This window comes from Herbaspirillum sp. GW821-FHT09A12, from assembly GCF_059418325.1.
On sequence record NZ_JBWKPR010000001.1, the window covers coordinates 359,263 to 374,127 of the forward strand.

Here is a 14,865-nt window from a genome sequence, read left to right on the forward strand (position 1 = left end):
GTCCAATGACGATGACATCGACAAGAAAGGAGTGCGGCAGAGAATCGCCGGCGTGACAGCGCGGCGTTGATTTCAAAAAGCGGCAAGCCGGCCAGGGCCATCGCGTCGTCCGGTGCAAAGCCGCATACACCCAGAGGAGACAGACATGAAAAAATTATTCCCATGCATTTCGGTGATGCTGGCCGCGCTGAGTTTCGGCCTGGCCGTGCAGGCAGTCGCGCAAACGCCAATCAAGCTCACGCTCGGCCACAATGCCGCGCCCGGCAATCCCAAGGCCGAAGGCACGCTCAAATTCGCCGAGCTGGTGAAAGCCAAAAGCAACGGCCGCATCACGGTGCAAGTTGCCGGCGCCGCGCAACTGGGCGAAGACCTGACCATGATTTCCGCGCTGCGGACCGGAACGCTGGACATGAGCGCCAATTCCCAGGGGCCGATGTCGTCGGTGGTGCCGGAGCTGGCGGCGTTGGGCATGCCGTTCCTGTTTGCCAATCTGCAGCAGGCATGGGCATTGCTGGACGGGCCGGTCGGACAAGACCTGGCCAAGCGGTTCGAGGCCAAGAACATGGTGCTGATCGCCTGGTTCGACAACGGCATCCGCCAGACCACCAACAGCAAGCATCCTGTGGCCAGGCCGGATGACCTCAAGGGCCTGAAGATACGTACCCCCGCCGACCCGGTGACGGTCGATATGTTCCAGGCCATGGGCGCGAGCACGCAGCAGATCAATTTTTCCGAGCTGTATATCGCCCTGCAGCAGGGCGTGGTCGACGGGCAGGAAAATCCGCTGGCCAATATCCACTCGTCCAAGCTGCATGAGGTGCAGAAATATATTTCGATGACCAACCACAAGTACGAGTCGACGCCGGTGCTGATGAGCGCGATCACCTGGAAGCGATTGTCCGATGCCGACCGCAAGCTGGTGCGCGAGGCGGCGGCGGAAGCGACCGTGTTCCAGCGCAAGCTGGTGGCCGATTCTGACGAGAAGTTGCTGGCCGAATACAAGAGCAACCCCGCGGTGCAGGTCAACAGCCCCGATCTGGCGCCGTTCAAGGCCGCCACCAAGGTAGTCTGGGACAACTGGGAGAAAAAGCCATTCGGCGATTTCGTCCGGACGTTGCGCAGCACCGTCCGGTAAGGGGGATCGATCATGAGCTGGAAAGAACTCTGCATATCCGCCGCCAATGCGACGGAAAAAAATATCGAAAGGCTCTGCCGCTTCATGTTGCTGAGCACCGGCCTGTGCCTGCTGGCGATCCTGACCCTCACGGTAATTTTGCGCTACGGCATGGAAACCAGCGTCAATGCCTCTTCCGAGCTGGTGGCGCTGCTGTTCCCGGTTTTCGTGATGGCCGGTATCGCACAGGCGGCCTTGCAGGGCGCGCACGTCGCCACGCAGTTGCTGCTCAATTCGCTCAATGCCGAATGGCGCATCCGCCTGACCTTGCTGATCCATGCCGTGACCGCAGGCACGTATCTCTGGCTGGCGTGGTATGCGTTTCAGAGCGCCGTCATCGCCCACGATGAGTTGAGCACCATCCTGCATGTGCCGGGCAGCGTCGGTTACGGCGCGCTGGCGGTGGGCCTGGGGCTGGTCGGGGTATGCAGCGTGGCGGCCATTGTGCGCCATCTGCTGGCCGGTGAAGCGGTGCACGTCAATCTGGCCGAAGCTGGCCCGGGGGTGGTATGAGCCTGATCATGGCCTTGATTTTCGCCCTGCTGCTGGCATTGTCGTTTCCGGTGGCGCATGCGCTGGTGGTCGGCTCCACGCTGGGCATCATGTCGTCCGATCATTTGCCGCTGTTTGCCATCATCCAGCAATTGTTCGCGCCGACGCAGAGCTTTCCGCTGATCGCGATTCCGTTCTTCGTGATGGCCGGGGACCTGATGATGAACGGCAGGCTCGGGCAATACCTGATCGACTTCGCCACCGACCTGGTCGGGCGTTTTCGCGGCGGGCATGCGCAGGTCAGCGTGCTCGGTTCGACGCTGTTCGGCGGCGTATCCGGCTCGGCCGTGGCCGATGCCACGGCGCTGGGTTCGGTGCTGGTGCCCTGGCAAAAGAAGATGGGCTATCCTCCCGCGTTCTGCGGCGCCACGATCGCCGCGGCATCGACCATCGACATTTTGATACCGCCGTCGATTCCGCTGATCCTGTACGCCCTGATGTCGAACGCCTCGATCGGCGGCTTGTTCTTCGCCGGCATCTTGCCGGGCCTGCTGCTGGCGGTGGGTTTCCTGATGGTCTGCAACATCAGCGCCAGGCTGCGCGGGTTTCCGTATGAAAAAAAGCCGGTGGCATGGGGCATGATGGCCAAGCGCGGAATTTATGCCGCGCCGGCCCTGATGCTGCCGGTGTTCATCCTGATCGCCTTGCGTTTCGGCGTGGCCACGCCGACCGAAATCAGCACCATCGCGGTGACCTATTCGCTGCTGGCGTCGGCCTTCATCTATCGCGACCTGACCTGGGACCGGGTCAAGCGCGCGATGATTTTTGCCGGCGTTGCAACCGGGGTGGTGATGCTGCTGATCATGGCGTCCACGGCGGCCGGCTGGGTGCTGACGCTGGAACAGATACCGGAGCGTTTCATCGATTGGGCCAAGGGCAATTTCCACACGGCGACAACGGTGCTGCTGTTGATGAATGGCGTGATGCTGGTGGTCGGCATGTTCATCGACCTGCCGGCGGCGATCCTGTTGCTGGCGCCGCTGTTCGTGCCGCTGGCGCAAACTTACGGCATCGACCTGACGCAGCTGGGCATCATCATGGTGGTCAACCTGGCCATCGGTTTATATACGCCGCCGGTCGGCACCACGCTGTTCATCGGCAGCATGCTGGCCAAATCCAGCATCGGCGGCACCGTGCGCGAATTGTTGCCGTTCTATGCGGTGGCATTGATCGTGCTCGGCCTGATGAGCTATGTCCCGGCATTGACCTTGAGACTGTAGGCGGCAACCGCATGCAAAGGCCGGTGCTTGCCGGCCTTTTTTGTCCGTGTTGCCGATACGGAATGGCGCGATGCAACGCATAATTTTGATGCTGGATGATGCGTTCACGCGCCGATTATGGGTGTAGAATCCGGCCCACGACGTTTGAAACCGAACGAAGTAAGAGCAACAAATGCTAGGGGTCCTGAATGCCGCTGAATGGCAAACGGGTGAGAAATACCCTTGAACCTGATCTGGGTAATGCCAGCGAAGGGAAGCGCCGGAACACCCCGTATTGCACCTCACCACGCAATGCGTCCTTTTCCGAATCCTCCTTTGCTGGCTCCAAGCCAACCGCAAAGGAGCCAAAATGAATGCCAACCCGAAGTTCCTGTCCGCCACCGCCACGGTGGATGAGGCAGCGATCCAACCCCTCCCGAATTCCCGCAAGATCTATGTGACCGGCTCGCGTCCGGACATCCGCGTGCCGATGCGCGAGATCAGCCAGTCCGATACCCCGGCCATGTTCGGTTCCGAAAAGAACCCGCCGATCTACGTCTACGACACCTCCGGCCCCTACACCGATCCGGAGGTGAAGATCGACATCCGCGCCGGCCTTCCCACGCCGCGCCTGCCCTGGATCCTGGAGCGCGACGACACCGAGGAGCTGGACGGCCCGACCTCCGAATACGGCCAGCAGCGCCTGAACGACCCGGCGCTGGCCGAGCTGCGCTTCAACCTGCACCGCAAGCCGCGCCGCGCCAAGGCTGGCGGCAACCTCAGTGGCAATGTTACGCAAATGCACTACGCCCGGCGCGGCATCGTCACGCCCGAGATGGAGTTCATCGCCATCCGCGAAAACCTGCGCCGCCAGGAATACCTGGAGCAGTTGAAAGCCTCCGGCCCGATGGGCGCCAAGCTGTCCGACCTGATGGGCCGCCAGCATCCCGGCCAGTCCTTCGGCGCCTCGATCCCGGCCGAGATCACGCCCGAGTTCGTGCGCGACGAAGTGGCGCGCGGGCGCGCCATCATCCCCGCCAACATCAACCACCCGGAAGTTGAGCCGATGATCATCGGCCGCAACTTCCTGGTCAAGATCAACGCCAACATCGGCAACTCGGCCGTGACCTCGTCCATCGGCGAGGAAGTCGAGAAGATGACCTGGGCCATCCGCTGGGGCGGCGACAACGTGATGGACCTGTCCACCGGCAAGAACATCCACGAGACGCGCGAGTGGATCATCCGCAATTCGCCGGTGCCGATCGGCACCGTGCCGATCTACCAGGCGCTGGAAAAGGTCAACGGCAAGGCCGAAGACCTGACCTGGGAAATCTTCCGCGACACCCTGATCGAGCAGGCCGAGCAGGGCGTGGACTATTTCACCATCCACGCCGGCGTGCGCCTGCAATACGTGCCGCTGACCGCCAAGCGCATGACCGGCATCGTCTCGCGCGGCGGCTCCATCATGGCCAAGTGGTGCCTGGCGCACCACCGCGAATCTTTCCTCTACGAGCACTTCGAAGACATCTGCGAGATCATGAAGGCCTACGACGTCAGCTTCAGCCTGGGCGACGGCTTGCGTCCGGGCTCGATCTACGACGCCAACGACGAGGCGCAACTGGGCGAACTGAAGACCCTGGGCGAGCTGACCCAGATCGCCTGGAAGCACGACGTGCAGGTGATGATCGAAGGCCCCGGCCACGTGCCGATGCACCTGATCAAGGAAAACATGGACCTGCAGCTGGAACAGTGCCACGAAGCGCCGTTCTACACGCTGGGGCCCCTGACCACCGACATCGCGCCCGGCTACGACCACATCACTTCCGGCATCGGCGCCGCCCAGATCGGCTGGTACGGCACCGCCATGCTGTGCTACGTCACCCCGAAGGAACACCTGGGCTTGCCCAACAAGGTGGATGTGAAGGACGGCATCATCACCTACAAGATCGCCGCGCATGCGGCCGACCTGGCCAAGGGCCATCCGGGCGCGCAGATCCGCGACAACGCGCTGTCCAAGGCGCGTTTCGAGTTCCGCTGGGAAGACCAGTTCAACATCGGCCTGGACCCGGACAAGGCGCGCGAATTCCACGACGAGACCCTGCCCAAGGACTCGGCCAAGGTGGCGCACTTCTGTTCGATGTGCGGTCCGCATTTCTGCTCGATGAAGATCACCCAGGAAGTGCGCGATTACGCGGCCAAGGAAGGTATCTCGGAAATCGCCGCGCTCAAGCAGGGCATGGAGGTGAAGTCGGTCGAGTTCGTGAAGATGGGCGCCGAGATCTATTCGAAGCAATGAGCCTTGCCATGCAGATCGAACTGAATGGCAAGCCGCATCCCTTGCCGGATGGCTTTACGCTGGAGCAGCTGGTCGCTTCGCTGGCGCTTTCCGGGAAGGCGGTGGCGGTGGCGGTCAACCGGCAGGTGGTGCCTGCGCAGCAGTGGGGCGGATTGGCGCTGGTTGAGACCGACAAGGTGGATGTGGTGCGGGCGATCGGTGGCGGGTGAGTTTTTAATTAGGTAGTCTGGTCTTGCTGCGTTCTGATGCTCTGGCTTTATTGCTTGGTCTCTCCGGTCGGAGGGGAGCGCCGGGAGCGGCCCGGCAGCCGCTCACTTTCTTTGCTCCGCCAAAGAAAGTAAGCAAAGAAAGGCGGCCCCTAAGTGCCAGCCCCTGCGGGGTTCCCGCCGAAGCGCAGGGAAAAATGGGAAAGGCAGAGTCGCTGCGCTCCGACTGCCTTTCTGATCCATTTTTCCCCGCGCTCCGGCGGCTGGCCCACAAGGGGAAAGCATGACCGGCTCGCCTGCGGCATCGCGGTGCTTGTTACTCGCCTGCGGCTTCGGGGTGCAGGTTCGCTATCACCTGCGCGTATCGAAGTCCGCACACCAGCCGTATGCATTCCTCTTCGCACAATTGCAAGAGACATGAAAGGATTTGAAATGAACATGAACGACACACCCGCGCTGGCACAGGACGCAGACCTGACCATCGCCGGAAAAACCTACCGCTCGCGCCTCCTGGTGGGCAGCGGCAAGTACAAGGACTTGAACGAAACCCGTGAGGCGACTATCGCCAGCGGCGCCGAGATCATCACCGTGGCGATCCGCCGCGTGAACATCGGCCAGGACCCCAACGCCCCCAGCCTGCTGGACGTGGTGCCGCCCTCGGAATTCACCATCCTGCCCAATACCGCCGGCTGCTACAACGCGGCCGATGCGGTCTACACGCTGCAACTGGCGCGCGAACTGCTGGGCGGGCACAAGCTGGTGAAGCTGGAGGTGCTGGGCGACGAGAAGACGCTGTTTCCCAACATGCCGGAGACCTTGAAAGCCGCCGAGACGCTGGTCAAGGATGGCTTCGACGTGATGGTGTATTGCAGCGACGACCCGATCCAGGCGCGCATGCTGGAAGACCTGGGCGTGGCGGCGGTGATGCCGCTGGCTTCGCTGATCGGTTCCGGCATGGGCATCTTGAATCCGTGGAACCTGTCGCTGATCATCGAGCAGGCCAAGGTGCCGGTGCTGGTCGATGCCGGCGTGGGCACGGCGTCGGACGCGGCCATCGCGATGGAACTGGGTTGCGACGGCGTGCTGATGAACAGCGCCATTGCCGGCGCGCGCGATCCCATCCGCATGGCGGGCGCGATGAAGCTGGCGGTGGAGGCGGGGCGCGAGGCTTTCCTCGCGGGCCGCATCCCGCGCAAGTTCCACGCCTCGCCATCCTCGCCGATGGCCGGGCGCGTAGTGTGAACGCCGGCTATCGTCCCGCGCCGCCTTGCGTGCTGGTGTTTTCCGGCTCCGACCCCAGCGGTGGCGCCGGCATGCAGGCCGATATCCCCGCCATCAGCGCGCTCGGCTGCCATCCGCTGTCGGTGCCGACCGCGTTGACGGTGCAGGACAACGTCAGCGTGTTCGCGGTGCATGCGCTGGATCCGGAACTGGTGCGCCACCAGGCCCAGGTGTTGATCGACCGCTTCGACATCGCCGCCGTCAAGCTCGGCATCGCCGGCAGCCGCGACAACGCCGAGGCGATCGCAGCGCTGATCGGCCAGCTGCGCGCACGCAATCCGGCGCTGCCGGTGGTGCTGGATCCGGTGCTGGCCAATGGCAAGGGGGACAACCTCTCGCAGGACGATGCCGCGCGCGTGATCGAGCCCCTGTATGCGCTGGCCACCGTGATCACGCCCAACCTCAACGAGGCGCGGCGCCTGTGCGGCGACGTGTCGCCGGGGCGGCAGGCGGCGGCGCTGATGCGGCGCGGCTGCGAACATGTGCTGCTCAAGGGCGGGCATGGCCCGCAGGAGTCCGACGTGGTCAACCGCTGGTACGGCCAGCCGCCCGGCGCCGGGCAGGGCGAGGATGCCGACGCTGCCGAGGAAAGTGCGCACTGGCGCTGGCCGCGCCTGCCCGACGAATTCCACGGCAGCGGCTGCACGCTGGCGGCGGCCTTGTCGGCCTTATTGGCGCGCGGGTTGGAAATGCGCGATGCCATCGCAGATGCGCAAGACTATTGCCAGCATGCGCTGGCGACGTCATATGCGATTGCGGCCGGGCAGCGCATTCCCAATCGCGTGCCGCCGTATCGGAAATAGAAACGCATTGAAGGGAGAGCAGGAATGGACCACACAGACAAGCAATGGCATGTGCGCGGTTTGTATATCGTCACGCCCGACTGGGATGACACCGAACAACTGGCGAGCGCAACGGAGCAGGCGATCCGGGGCGGCGCGGCCTTGGTGCAATACCGCCACAAGAACGCGGACGAGGCTTTGCGCAAGGAGCAGGCGAGCGCGCTGCTGCATGTGTGCCGCCGCCACAATACGCCGTTCATCGTCAACGACCATGTCGAGTTGTGCATCGCGCTGGATGCGGATGGCATCCATGTCGGCGGCACCGATGCTGCGGTCGCCGAGGTGCGCGCCAGGGTCGGCCGGGACAAGATCGTCGGCGCTTCGTGCTACGGCACGCTGCAACTGGCGCGCGACGCCCATGCCGCCGGAGCGAGCTATGTGGCTTTCGGCGGCTTCTATCCGTCGCGCGTGAAGAAATATGCATTCAAGACCGCGCCGGAAATCGTGGCCGAGTCGAAGCGGGAAATTCCGTTGCCGGTGGTGGTCATCGGCGGCATGACGCAAGAGAACTGCCTGCCGCTGATTGCGCAGGGCGCCGACATGGTGGCGGCGATCAGCAGCGTCTATATGGCGCCGCAGGATGCGCAGGCCGCCGCGCGCGGCTTTGCCGAGCTGTTCTGAGCGCGCATGATGGCAGGGCCGGCGCGGTTATCGGCGCCGTCGTTCAAGGCTGGGACAGTGGCGGGTTGAACGGCCCGGCGTAAGGCGTATGCACCACATAGATCCGCACCGGGGGATTGCCCTGCACCATGTTGCGAGGCACTTCGCGCGAATAAGTGAACTCGGCCGTCGTCAGCTTCTCCAGCCGCCGGGGGAGCGCCCTGACAGCGCCCGCGTCAGGCACCAGAACGTGCTGTTTGCCGTCGCCGGTGATGAAGAAGTAGCCGCCGCCGCCCGCTTTCAGGCGCGATGCGCCGGTGGCCGGATCGAAAAATTCATAACGGTTGCGCGCGCTATCCCACCTCGACAGGCCGACGACGCCCATGTAGTCGGCTTGCACGTCCTGCTCCGGCGCGCCTTCAAGATAGACCTTGGTGGTCAGCCAGAGCGTGGAGGAGAGGGCCTTGGCGGCGGAAACGGAGTCAGGCGTTTGCGCCCGGGAGGGGCTGGCGGCGAGCAAGCCGATGGCAAGGCACAGGCCGCCAACAAGTTTTGCCGTGGATCGCATGCGGGGCATGGGGGATGGCCTTTCACTTTCATGATGAACAGAGGTCATTCGTCATCGCAAGGGCGTGGCCGCCGCATGCCGGCGGTCACGCCCTTGCCAATCGGCAGTCGCTGATCAGTGATCAGCGATCAGCCTTCCAGCAGGCTGCGCAGCATCCACGCATTCTTTTCGTGCAGCTGCATGCGCTGGGTCAGCAGGTCGGCGGTCGGTTCGTCGGCGGCGGCATCGACCGCCGGGAAGATCGAGCGCGCGGTGCGGGTCACGGCTTCCTGGCCGGCTACCAGCTGGGCGATCATCTCTTGCGCCGACGGCACGCCTTCGGCTTCCGGGATGGACGACAGCTTGGCGAAGTCCTTGTACGAACCCGGGGCCGGATAGCCCAGCGCGCGGATGCGTTCGGCGATCAGGTCGACCGCGGTGGCCAGTTCGGTGTACTGCCCTTCGAACATCAGGTGCAGGGTGTTGAACATCGGGCCGGTGACGTTCCAGTGGAAGTTGTGGGTCTTCAGGTAGAGCGTGTAGCTGTCGGCCAGCAGCTTGGACAGGCCGTCGGCGATCTTCTTGCGGTCCTTGTCGCTGATGCCGATGTTGATCGCAATGTTGGCCGATGCCGCAGCAATATTCTTCTTTGCCATGTTTTGCTCCTTCTGGTGTGGGTTTGTCGTTGGCGGGTGAAAACAACATGGCGATTCTATTGCAAATCACGCATGCGGATAGTGTTCGATGCGACTGTATTGATGGAAGAGATGGGGCAAGCGTTCCGCATTTCAATAAAAATAGTGGATCAAAATGACGATGGGGCCGATAGCAATCTCGCTATCGGCCCCATCGTTTTGCCGGCTTGCATCCGTGCGGCTTGCGGCGGATCAGGTTGGGATCATTGCCCGTTGTTCTGCTGCGCGCTGCGGTACAGCGACAGCGACAAGGCGACCGCGCCGATGGCGGCAATGGCGGCGAACAGGAACACTTGCGGATAGCCGAGCTGGCCCACGATCAGGCCGGCCAGCGGCCCGGTGAAGCCCAGCGCCAGGTCGAGAAATACCGAGTAGGCCGCCAGCGCCGCGCCGCGGTTGGCGGCCGGCACCAGCTTGACCGCCTCCACGCCCAGCGAAGGGAACACCAGCGCGAAGCCGAAGCCGGTCAGCGCCGCGCCCAGCATCGCCACCTCCGGCGCGCCGGCGACCCACAGCAGCAACAGGCCGACCGCTTCGGTGAGGAAGCAGACGATGGCCACGCGGTAGCCGCCGAAACGGTTGATGGCATTGGCGAACAGCAGGCGCGCGCCGACGAAGGCGGCGGAGAAGGCGGTCAAGGCGAAGGCCGCGTTGCCCCATTGGTGGTCGGCGTAGTACAGCGTGATGAAGGTGGCGATCGAGCCGAAGCCGATGGTGCCGAACGCCAGGCCGAGGCCATAGGCGAACACGCGGCGCAGCACCAGCTTGAACGACAGCCTTTCGCCGGGCACCACCGGCACGTTCGGGCCGCCGCGCGCCAGCAGGTAGCCGGCCGCGGTCAGCGCCGCGCCCGCCAGGCCGATCACGGCGAAGCCCAGCGAGCGGTCCAGCACCACGCCCAGCGGCGCGCCGATGGCCAGCGCGGCGTAAGTGGCAATGCCGTTCCAGGAAATCATCTTGGCAGTGTTGTCGGCGCCGACGCGGCCGATGCCCCACATGATGGCGCCGGTGCCGACCAGGCTCTCGCCCAGGCCCAGCACGGCACGGCTGGCGAACAGCAGCATCAGGCTGAGAAAGGGCAGCGATTGCGCCAGCGCCGCCAGGAGCAGCAGGCCGCCGCTGGCGGTACACAGCAGCATGCCGCGCATCACGGTCTGCTTGGCGCCGACGGTGTCGATCATGCGGCCGGCGTTGGCGCGGCTGATGAAGGTGGCGAAATACTGGACGCTGATGCCCAGCCCGGCGATCACCGAGCTGTAGCCGAGGTCGAGGTGGATGTAGCCCGGCAGCACCGCCATCGGGATGCCGATGGCCAGGTAGACCAGGAACGTGAAGAAGGCGGTGGAAAGGATCTGCGAAGTGACCTTGGCCGGCGTCAGCGGACGCGCCGGCGCAGGACTGGGACTACATGAATCGTCGGACATGATGGGGGAGTTCGGAATGTGGACGCTGCAGGCGCGGATGTGCGCGTGAACAGCTGCCACGAATTTTACTCCTCCGAGGAAAATGCTGCAGGACAGCAAAGGTTTTTCAAGGTTTTAGTCGCTTTTGCGCGACGATGGCAATCTGGCAAGGTGCGATGCGGGCGGCTTACTACCTGCAGCTACCTGCAGCGCAGCGCTTGCGTCGCCTTTTCCTGCACCGCCGGCGCATAGTCGGCGCCCAGGATTTGCGGCGCCAGCTCATCCAGCGCGCCCGCCACATCGGGCTCGCACCAGCGCTCGTTGAGGCGCGCCAGTACCGCCAGCAGCTCCGGCGTGAGCCGGTCCAGCACCGGCCTTACTTCACGGGCGAGGTCGGGCGGATTGGCGAAGGGCGGGCGCTGCTCCAGCTTCCATTGCCGATGCAGGTCGCGCTGCACGATCTTGCCGGCGTCGAACTGGTCCTGGAAGAAGCTGCGCGCCCATTGCGCATCGATCCCGAGTTGTTGCGCCCGTGCGCCGACATCGTCGAGAATCGCCTGCTCGCGCGCCGGATCGTCGATCGGCGCGTGCGAATTCCACTTGCTGCGCGCCACCGGCGCGGCGACATCGAGGCGGGTCTTTTGCAGCGACAGCAGCTGGCTGACGTCGGTGCGGGTCGAGAACGCCGGCGCGCTGGGGGCGGAGCCGCAGGCCATCAGCAAGGTTGCAGCCAGGGCGGAAATCAGTCGCGAACGGAGCATGGGACACCATGATGCAGGGCTGGTTGGGAGGGATTCGCCGGCCTGGCCGGCGAACGAGCCCGGAAGTATAGCGCGCCGCCTTATAATCGCGGGATGCAAAATCTTCTCCACAACCTCAACGAAGAACAACTGGCCGCCGTGACCCTGCCGGCGCAGTCGGCGCTGATCCTGGCCGGCGCCGGTTCCGGCAAGACCCGCGTGCTGACTACCCGCATCGCCTGGCTGGTCCAGACCGGGCAGGTGTCGCCGGCCGGCATCCTGGCGGTGACCTTCACCAACAAGGCCGCCAAGGAAATGACCGCGCGCCTGTCGGCCATGCTGCCCATCAATACCCGCGGCATGTGGATCGGCACCTTCCACGGCCTGTGCAACCGCTTGCTGCGCGCGCACCACAAGGACGCCGGGCTGCCGCAGACGTTCCAGATCCTCGATTCGCAGGACCAGCTTTCGGCCATCAAGCGCCTGCTCAAGCAGATGAACGTGGATGACGAGAAGTACCCGCCGCGCAACCTGATGTACTTCATCAACAGCGCCAAGGACCAGGGCCTGCGCGCCAAGGACGTGGAAGCGCATGACGACTACAACCGCAAGTTCGTCGAACTCTACGAGCTGTACGACCAGCAGTGCCAGCGCGAAGGCGTGGTCGATTTCGCCGAGCTGCTGCTGCGCACCTATGAGCTGCTCGTGCGCAACCAGCCGCTGCGCGAGCATTACCAGGCGCGTTTCCGCCACATCCTGGTGGACGAGTTCCAGGACACCAACGATCTGCAATACAAGTGGTTGAAGCTGATGGCCGGCCCGCATGGGGCGGTGTTCGCGGTGGGCGACGACGACCAGAGCATCTATGCCTTCCGCGGCGCCAATGTGGGCAACATGTCGGCCTTCGAGCGCGAGTTCCGGGTGGAGAACCTGATCAAGCTGGAGCAGAACTACCGCTCGCACGGCCACATCCTGGATACCGCCAATGAGCTGATCTCCAACAACAGCCGCCGCCTGGGAAAGAACCTGCGCACCGATGCCGGGCACGGCGAGCAGGTGCGCGTCTACGAGGCCAGCAGCGACCTGCAGGAAGCGCAATGGATCATCGAGCAGGTCAAGGACCTGATCGCCGAAGGCTGGGGCCGCAGCGAGATTGCGATCCTCTATCGCTCCAACGCGCAGTCGCGCGTGCTGGAACATGCGCTGTTTTCCTCGGCGATTCCCTATCGCGTCTACGGCGGCCAGCGCTTCTTCGAGCGCGCCGAAATCAAGCACGCGATCGCCTACCTGCAATTGATGGACAACCTGCACAACGACTCGGCGTTCTTGCGCGTGGTGAATTTCCCTACCCGCGGCATCGGCGCCAAGGCGATGGAGTCGCTGCAGGATGCGGCGCGCCAGTACAACTGCTCGTTGTACGCGGCCGTACCGTACGTGGCCGGCAAGGCCGGCTCGTCGTTGAACGCCTTCGTCAAGCTGATCGAAAGCGCGCGCTTCGAAACCCAGCACCTGCCCCTGCCGGAAACGGTCAAGGTGGTGCTGGAGCTGTCGGGCCTGATCACGCATTACCGTAACGAGAAGGAAGGCGCCGACCGCATCGAAAACCTGGAGCAACTGGTCAGCGCCGCCACCCTGTTCGTCTCGGAAGAAGGATATGGCCTGGACGCCCCGGCTTTCCTCGGCCCGCAGGCGCAGGCTACTGCCGGCGCCGCGATCACTATCGCCGACGGCGTCGAAGTGATCGATGCCGACGCGCCGCTGGTGACCATCATGTCGCCGCTGTCGGCTTTCCTGTCGCATGCTTCGCTGGAAGCCGGCGACAACCAGGCGCAAGCCGGCCAGGATGCGCTGCAACTGATGACGGTGCACTCGGCCAAGGGTTTGGAATTCGACGCGGTGTTCATCACCGGGCTGGAAGAGGGCTTGTTCCCGCACGAGAACAGCGCCAAGGAAGAGGGCGGCGTCGAGGAAGAGCGCCGCCTGATGTACGTGGCCATCACGCGCGCGCGCAAGCGCTTGTTCATGACCTTCTCGCAGACCCGCATGCTGCACGGCCAGACGCGCTACAACACACGCTCGCGCTTCTTCGACGAGTTGCCCGAGGATGCCATCAAATGGCTCTCGCCCAAGGTGCAGAAGAACAACTGGTTCGCACATCCGAAGTCGGCTTGGGATGATGCGCCCGAGTCCGGCAACAACCGGATCGCGCAGAATTTTTCACGTTCCGATTCGGGCTGGCGCATCGGCCAGAACGTGGCGCACGCCAAGTTCGGCGAGGGCGTGATCGTCAACATCGAAGGCGGCGGCGGGGCCACCCGCGCGCACATCAACTTCGGCAAGTTCGGGATGAAGCTGCTGGATCTGTCGGTGGCGAAGCTGGAGAAGGTTTAAGTCGGAGCCGGCTGGGCGCTATGCCGCTCAGCCGCGCCCGATCATCGCCTGCACCTCATCCCAGGTCGCGGCATAGGCGCCTGGCTTGGCGGCCGCGATAGCCGCGCCGGCCGCCGCGCATTGCAGGTGGACTTGCGCCGGCGCGTCCGGCTGGCGCAACTGGCTGGCGATCCAGCCGCCCATGGAGGCGTCGCCGCAGCCGACGGTGTCGACCACTTCCACTTTATAGGCCGGCTGTTCGACCGCCTGTTCCCCCTTGATCCAGCGCATGCCCTGCGCGCCCAGCGTGAGCAGGATCTCGGCCTTTGGCGCCATGCCTTGCAGCGTGGCCAGTGCGTTGCCGTCGCCGGGAAACAGCCGTTCCAGATCTTCGTCCGAAACCTTGACGTAATCCGACAGCGCCAGCAACTCGCGCAGCAGGATGCGGTAGGACGGGCTATCCATCAGCTTGCGCCAGTTGGGGTCGAAGGCGATCTTCTTGCCGCGCATGGCGCCGGCCTTGGCCACTTGCAGCAGGCGCGAGGCCAGCGGTTCGCGGGTCAGGCTGATGCAGCCGAAGTGCAGCACGCGCGCCTGATCCATCCAGCCGGGCGGCAGGCGTTCGGGGTCGAAGTGCAGGTCGGCGCTGTCGTCGCCGATGAAGAAATAATCGGGCGGGGTGGTGGAGGTGACCATCGCCAGCAGCGGCGCCTTGGCGTACTGCTGGGTGAAGCGCATGTCGAGCCCGGCCTCGCGCGTGAGCGCGTGCAGTTCCTGGCCGAACACATCGGCGCTGACGCTGCCGGCATAGCCGGTCGGCACGCCCAGGCGCGCCGCCGCGCGCGCCACATTCCAGCAGGCGCCGCCGGGCATGGCGCGCCATTGGCCGTCGCTCTGGCGGATGAAGTCGGTCAGGGCTTCGCCGAATACGACGAATTGTGCGGGCTGGGTCATGCGGTG

At 64.3% G+C, this 14,865-nt stretch carries 14 protein-coding genes and 1 riboswitch; of the genes, 9 read left to right on the forward strand and 5 right to left on the reverse strand.

Annotation, left to right across the window (positions count from 1 at the left end):
- Nucleotides 1–145: 145 nt before the first annotated feature.
- From AC07N6_RS01595 to thiE, 8 genes are all read left to right on the forward strand, one after another.
- Nucleotides 146–1,135 (forward strand): TRAP transporter substrate-binding protein, encoded by a 990-nt coding sequence (locus AC07N6_RS01595; protein WP_494780575.1) that lies wholly within the window; start codon nucleotides 146–148, stop codon nucleotides 1,133–1,135.
- 84 nt (nucleotides 1,136–1,219) lie between these two features.
- Entirely contained in the window at nucleotides 1,220–1,687 is a 468-nt protein-coding gene (locus AC07N6_RS01600; RefSeq protein ID WP_494780576.1) for a TRAP transporter small permease, read from the forward strand.
- Nucleotides 1,684–2,946 carry a TRAP transporter large permease gene (locus AC07N6_RS01605; protein ID WP_494780577.1) on the forward strand — a complete coding sequence of 421 codons (1,263 nt, stop codon included), beginning with the start codon at nucleotides 1,684–1,686 and terminating at the stop codon, nucleotides 2,944–2,946. Before AC07N6_RS01600 ends, AC07N6_RS01605 begins: the two co-directional genes overlap by 4 nt.
- Before the next feature lie 167 nt (nucleotides 2,947–3,113).
- Nucleotides 3,114–3,218: riboswitch (TPP riboswitch) on the forward strand.
- A gap of 77 nt (nucleotides 3,219–3,295) precedes the next feature.
- The gene (gene thiC / locus AC07N6_RS01610; protein WP_494780578.1) at nucleotides 3,296–5,221 is read left to right on the forward strand and encodes a phosphomethylpyrimidine synthase ThiC; all 1,926 of its coding nucleotides are present in this window, start codon (nucleotides 3,296–3,298) and stop codon (nucleotides 5,219–5,221) included.
- Nucleotides 5,222–5,229: 8 nt separating this feature from the next.
- Complete coding sequence (thiS, locus tag AC07N6_RS01615) at nucleotides 5,230–5,430, forward strand: sulfur carrier protein ThiS (protein WP_494780579.1); 201 nt, start codon at nucleotides 5,230–5,232, stop codon at nucleotides 5,428–5,430.
- A 429-nt stretch (nucleotides 5,431–5,859) separates the two neighbouring features.
- Nucleotides 5,860–6,669 carry a thiazole synthase gene (locus tag AC07N6_RS01620; protein WP_494780580.1) on the forward strand — a complete coding sequence of 270 codons (810 nt, stop codon included), beginning with the start codon at nucleotides 5,860–5,862 and terminating at the stop codon, nucleotides 6,667–6,669.
- Complete coding sequence (gene thiD / locus AC07N6_RS01625; protein WP_494780581.1) at nucleotides 6,666–7,511, forward strand: bifunctional hydroxymethylpyrimidine kinase/phosphomethylpyrimidine kinase; 846 nt, start codon at nucleotides 6,666–6,668, stop codon at nucleotides 7,509–7,511. Before AC07N6_RS01620 ends, thiD begins: the two co-directional genes overlap by 4 nt.
- Nucleotides 7,512–7,535: 24 nt before the next feature.
- Entirely contained in the window at nucleotides 7,536–8,171 is a 636-nt protein-coding gene (thiE, locus tag AC07N6_RS01630; RefSeq protein WP_494780582.1) for a thiamine phosphate synthase, read from the forward strand.
- Between the two features lie 43 nt (nucleotides 8,172–8,214).
- Here the strand turns inward: thiE and AC07N6_RS01635 are convergent, their stop codons facing one another.
- The 4 genes from AC07N6_RS01635 to aroQ form a co-directional block, all read right to left on the reverse strand.
- A complete protein-coding gene (locus AC07N6_RS01635) occupies nucleotides 8,215–8,727 on the reverse strand; it encodes a DUF4822 domain-containing protein (protein WP_494780583.1) in 513 nt (170 codons plus the stop codon).
- Between the two features lie 119 nt (nucleotides 8,728–8,846).
- Nucleotides 8,847–9,353, reverse strand: coding sequence for a Dps family protein (locus tag AC07N6_RS01640; RefSeq protein WP_494780584.1), 507 nt, complete (start codon nucleotides 9,351–9,353; stop codon nucleotides 8,847–8,849).
- 242 nt (nucleotides 9,354–9,595) lie between these two features.
- Nucleotides 9,596–10,816, reverse strand: a complete 1,221-nt coding sequence (locus AC07N6_RS01645; protein WP_494781261.1) for an MFS transporter — start codon at nucleotides 10,814–10,816, stop codon at nucleotides 9,596–9,598.
- Nucleotides 10,817–10,995: 179 nt separating this feature from the next.
- A complete protein-coding gene (gene aroQ / locus AC07N6_RS01650) occupies nucleotides 10,996–11,556 on the reverse strand; it encodes a gamma subclass chorismate mutase AroQ (RefSeq protein ID WP_494780585.1) in 561 nt (186 codons plus the stop codon).
- A 93-nt stretch (nucleotides 11,557–11,649) separates the two neighbouring features.
- Between aroQ and AC07N6_RS01655 the strand changes: the two genes are divergently transcribed.
- The gene (locus tag AC07N6_RS01655; protein WP_494780586.1) at nucleotides 11,650–13,926 is read left to right on the forward strand and encodes a UvrD-helicase domain-containing protein; all 2,277 of its coding nucleotides are present in this window, start codon (nucleotides 11,650–11,652) and stop codon (nucleotides 13,924–13,926) included.
- A 27-nt stretch (nucleotides 13,927–13,953) separates the two neighbouring features.
- On the opposite strand, the gene AC07N6_RS01660 is transcribed toward AC07N6_RS01655, so the two are convergent.
- Nucleotides 13,954–14,859 (reverse strand): carbohydrate kinase family protein, encoded by a 906-nt coding sequence (locus AC07N6_RS01660; RefSeq protein WP_494780587.1) that lies wholly within the window; start codon nucleotides 14,857–14,859, stop codon nucleotides 13,954–13,956.
- Nucleotides 14,860–14,865 lie beyond the last annotated feature (6 nt).

Bases quoted from the DNA above. Each gene is read 5' to 3' on its own strand.
- AC07N6_RS01595 (WP_494780575.1), top strand. From the start codon at position 146: ATGAAAAAATTATTCCCATGCATTTCGGTGATGCTGGCCGCGCTGAGT.
- AC07N6_RS01600 (WP_494780576.1), top strand. From the start codon at position 1,220: ATGTTGCTGAGCACCGGCCTGTGCCTGCTGGCGATCCTGACCCTCACG.
- AC07N6_RS01605 (WP_494780577.1), top strand. From the start codon at position 1,684: ATGAGCCTGATCATGGCCTTGATTTTCGCCCTGCTGCTGGCATTGTCG.
- thiC (WP_494780578.1), top strand. From the start codon at position 3,296: ATGAATGCCAACCCGAAGTTCCTGTCCGCCACCGCCACGGTGGATGAG.
- thiS (WP_494780579.1), top strand. From the start codon at position 5,230: ATGCAGATCGAACTGAATGGCAAGCCGCATCCCTTGCCGGATGGCTTT.
- AC07N6_RS01620 (WP_494780580.1), top strand. From the start codon at position 5,860: ATGAACATGAACGACACACCCGCGCTGGCACAGGACGCAGACCTGACC.
- thiE (WP_494780582.1), top strand. From the start codon at position 7,536: ATGGACCACACAGACAAGCAATGGCATGTGCGCGGTTTGTATATCGTC.
- AC07N6_RS01635 (WP_494780583.1), bottom strand. From the start codon at position 8,727: ATGCCCCGCATGCGATCCACGGCAAAACTTGTTGGCGGCCTGTGCCTT.
- AC07N6_RS01640 (WP_494780584.1), bottom strand. From the start codon at position 9,353: ATGGCAAAGAAGAATATTGCTGCGGCATCGGCCAACATTGCGATCAAC.
- AC07N6_RS01645 (WP_494781261.1), bottom strand. From the start codon at position 10,816: ATGTCCGACGATTCATGTAGTCCCAGTCCTGCGCCGGCGCGTCCGCTG.
- aroQ (WP_494780585.1), bottom strand. From the start codon at position 11,556: ATGCTCCGTTCGCGACTGATTTCCGCCCTGGCTGCAACCTTGCTGATG.
- AC07N6_RS01655 (WP_494780586.1), top strand. From the start codon at position 11,650: ATGCAAAATCTTCTCCACAACCTCAACGAAGAACAACTGGCCGCCGTG.
- AC07N6_RS01660 (WP_494780587.1), bottom strand. From the start codon at position 14,859: ATGACCCAGCCCGCACAATTCGTCGTATTCGGCGAAGCCCTGACCGAC.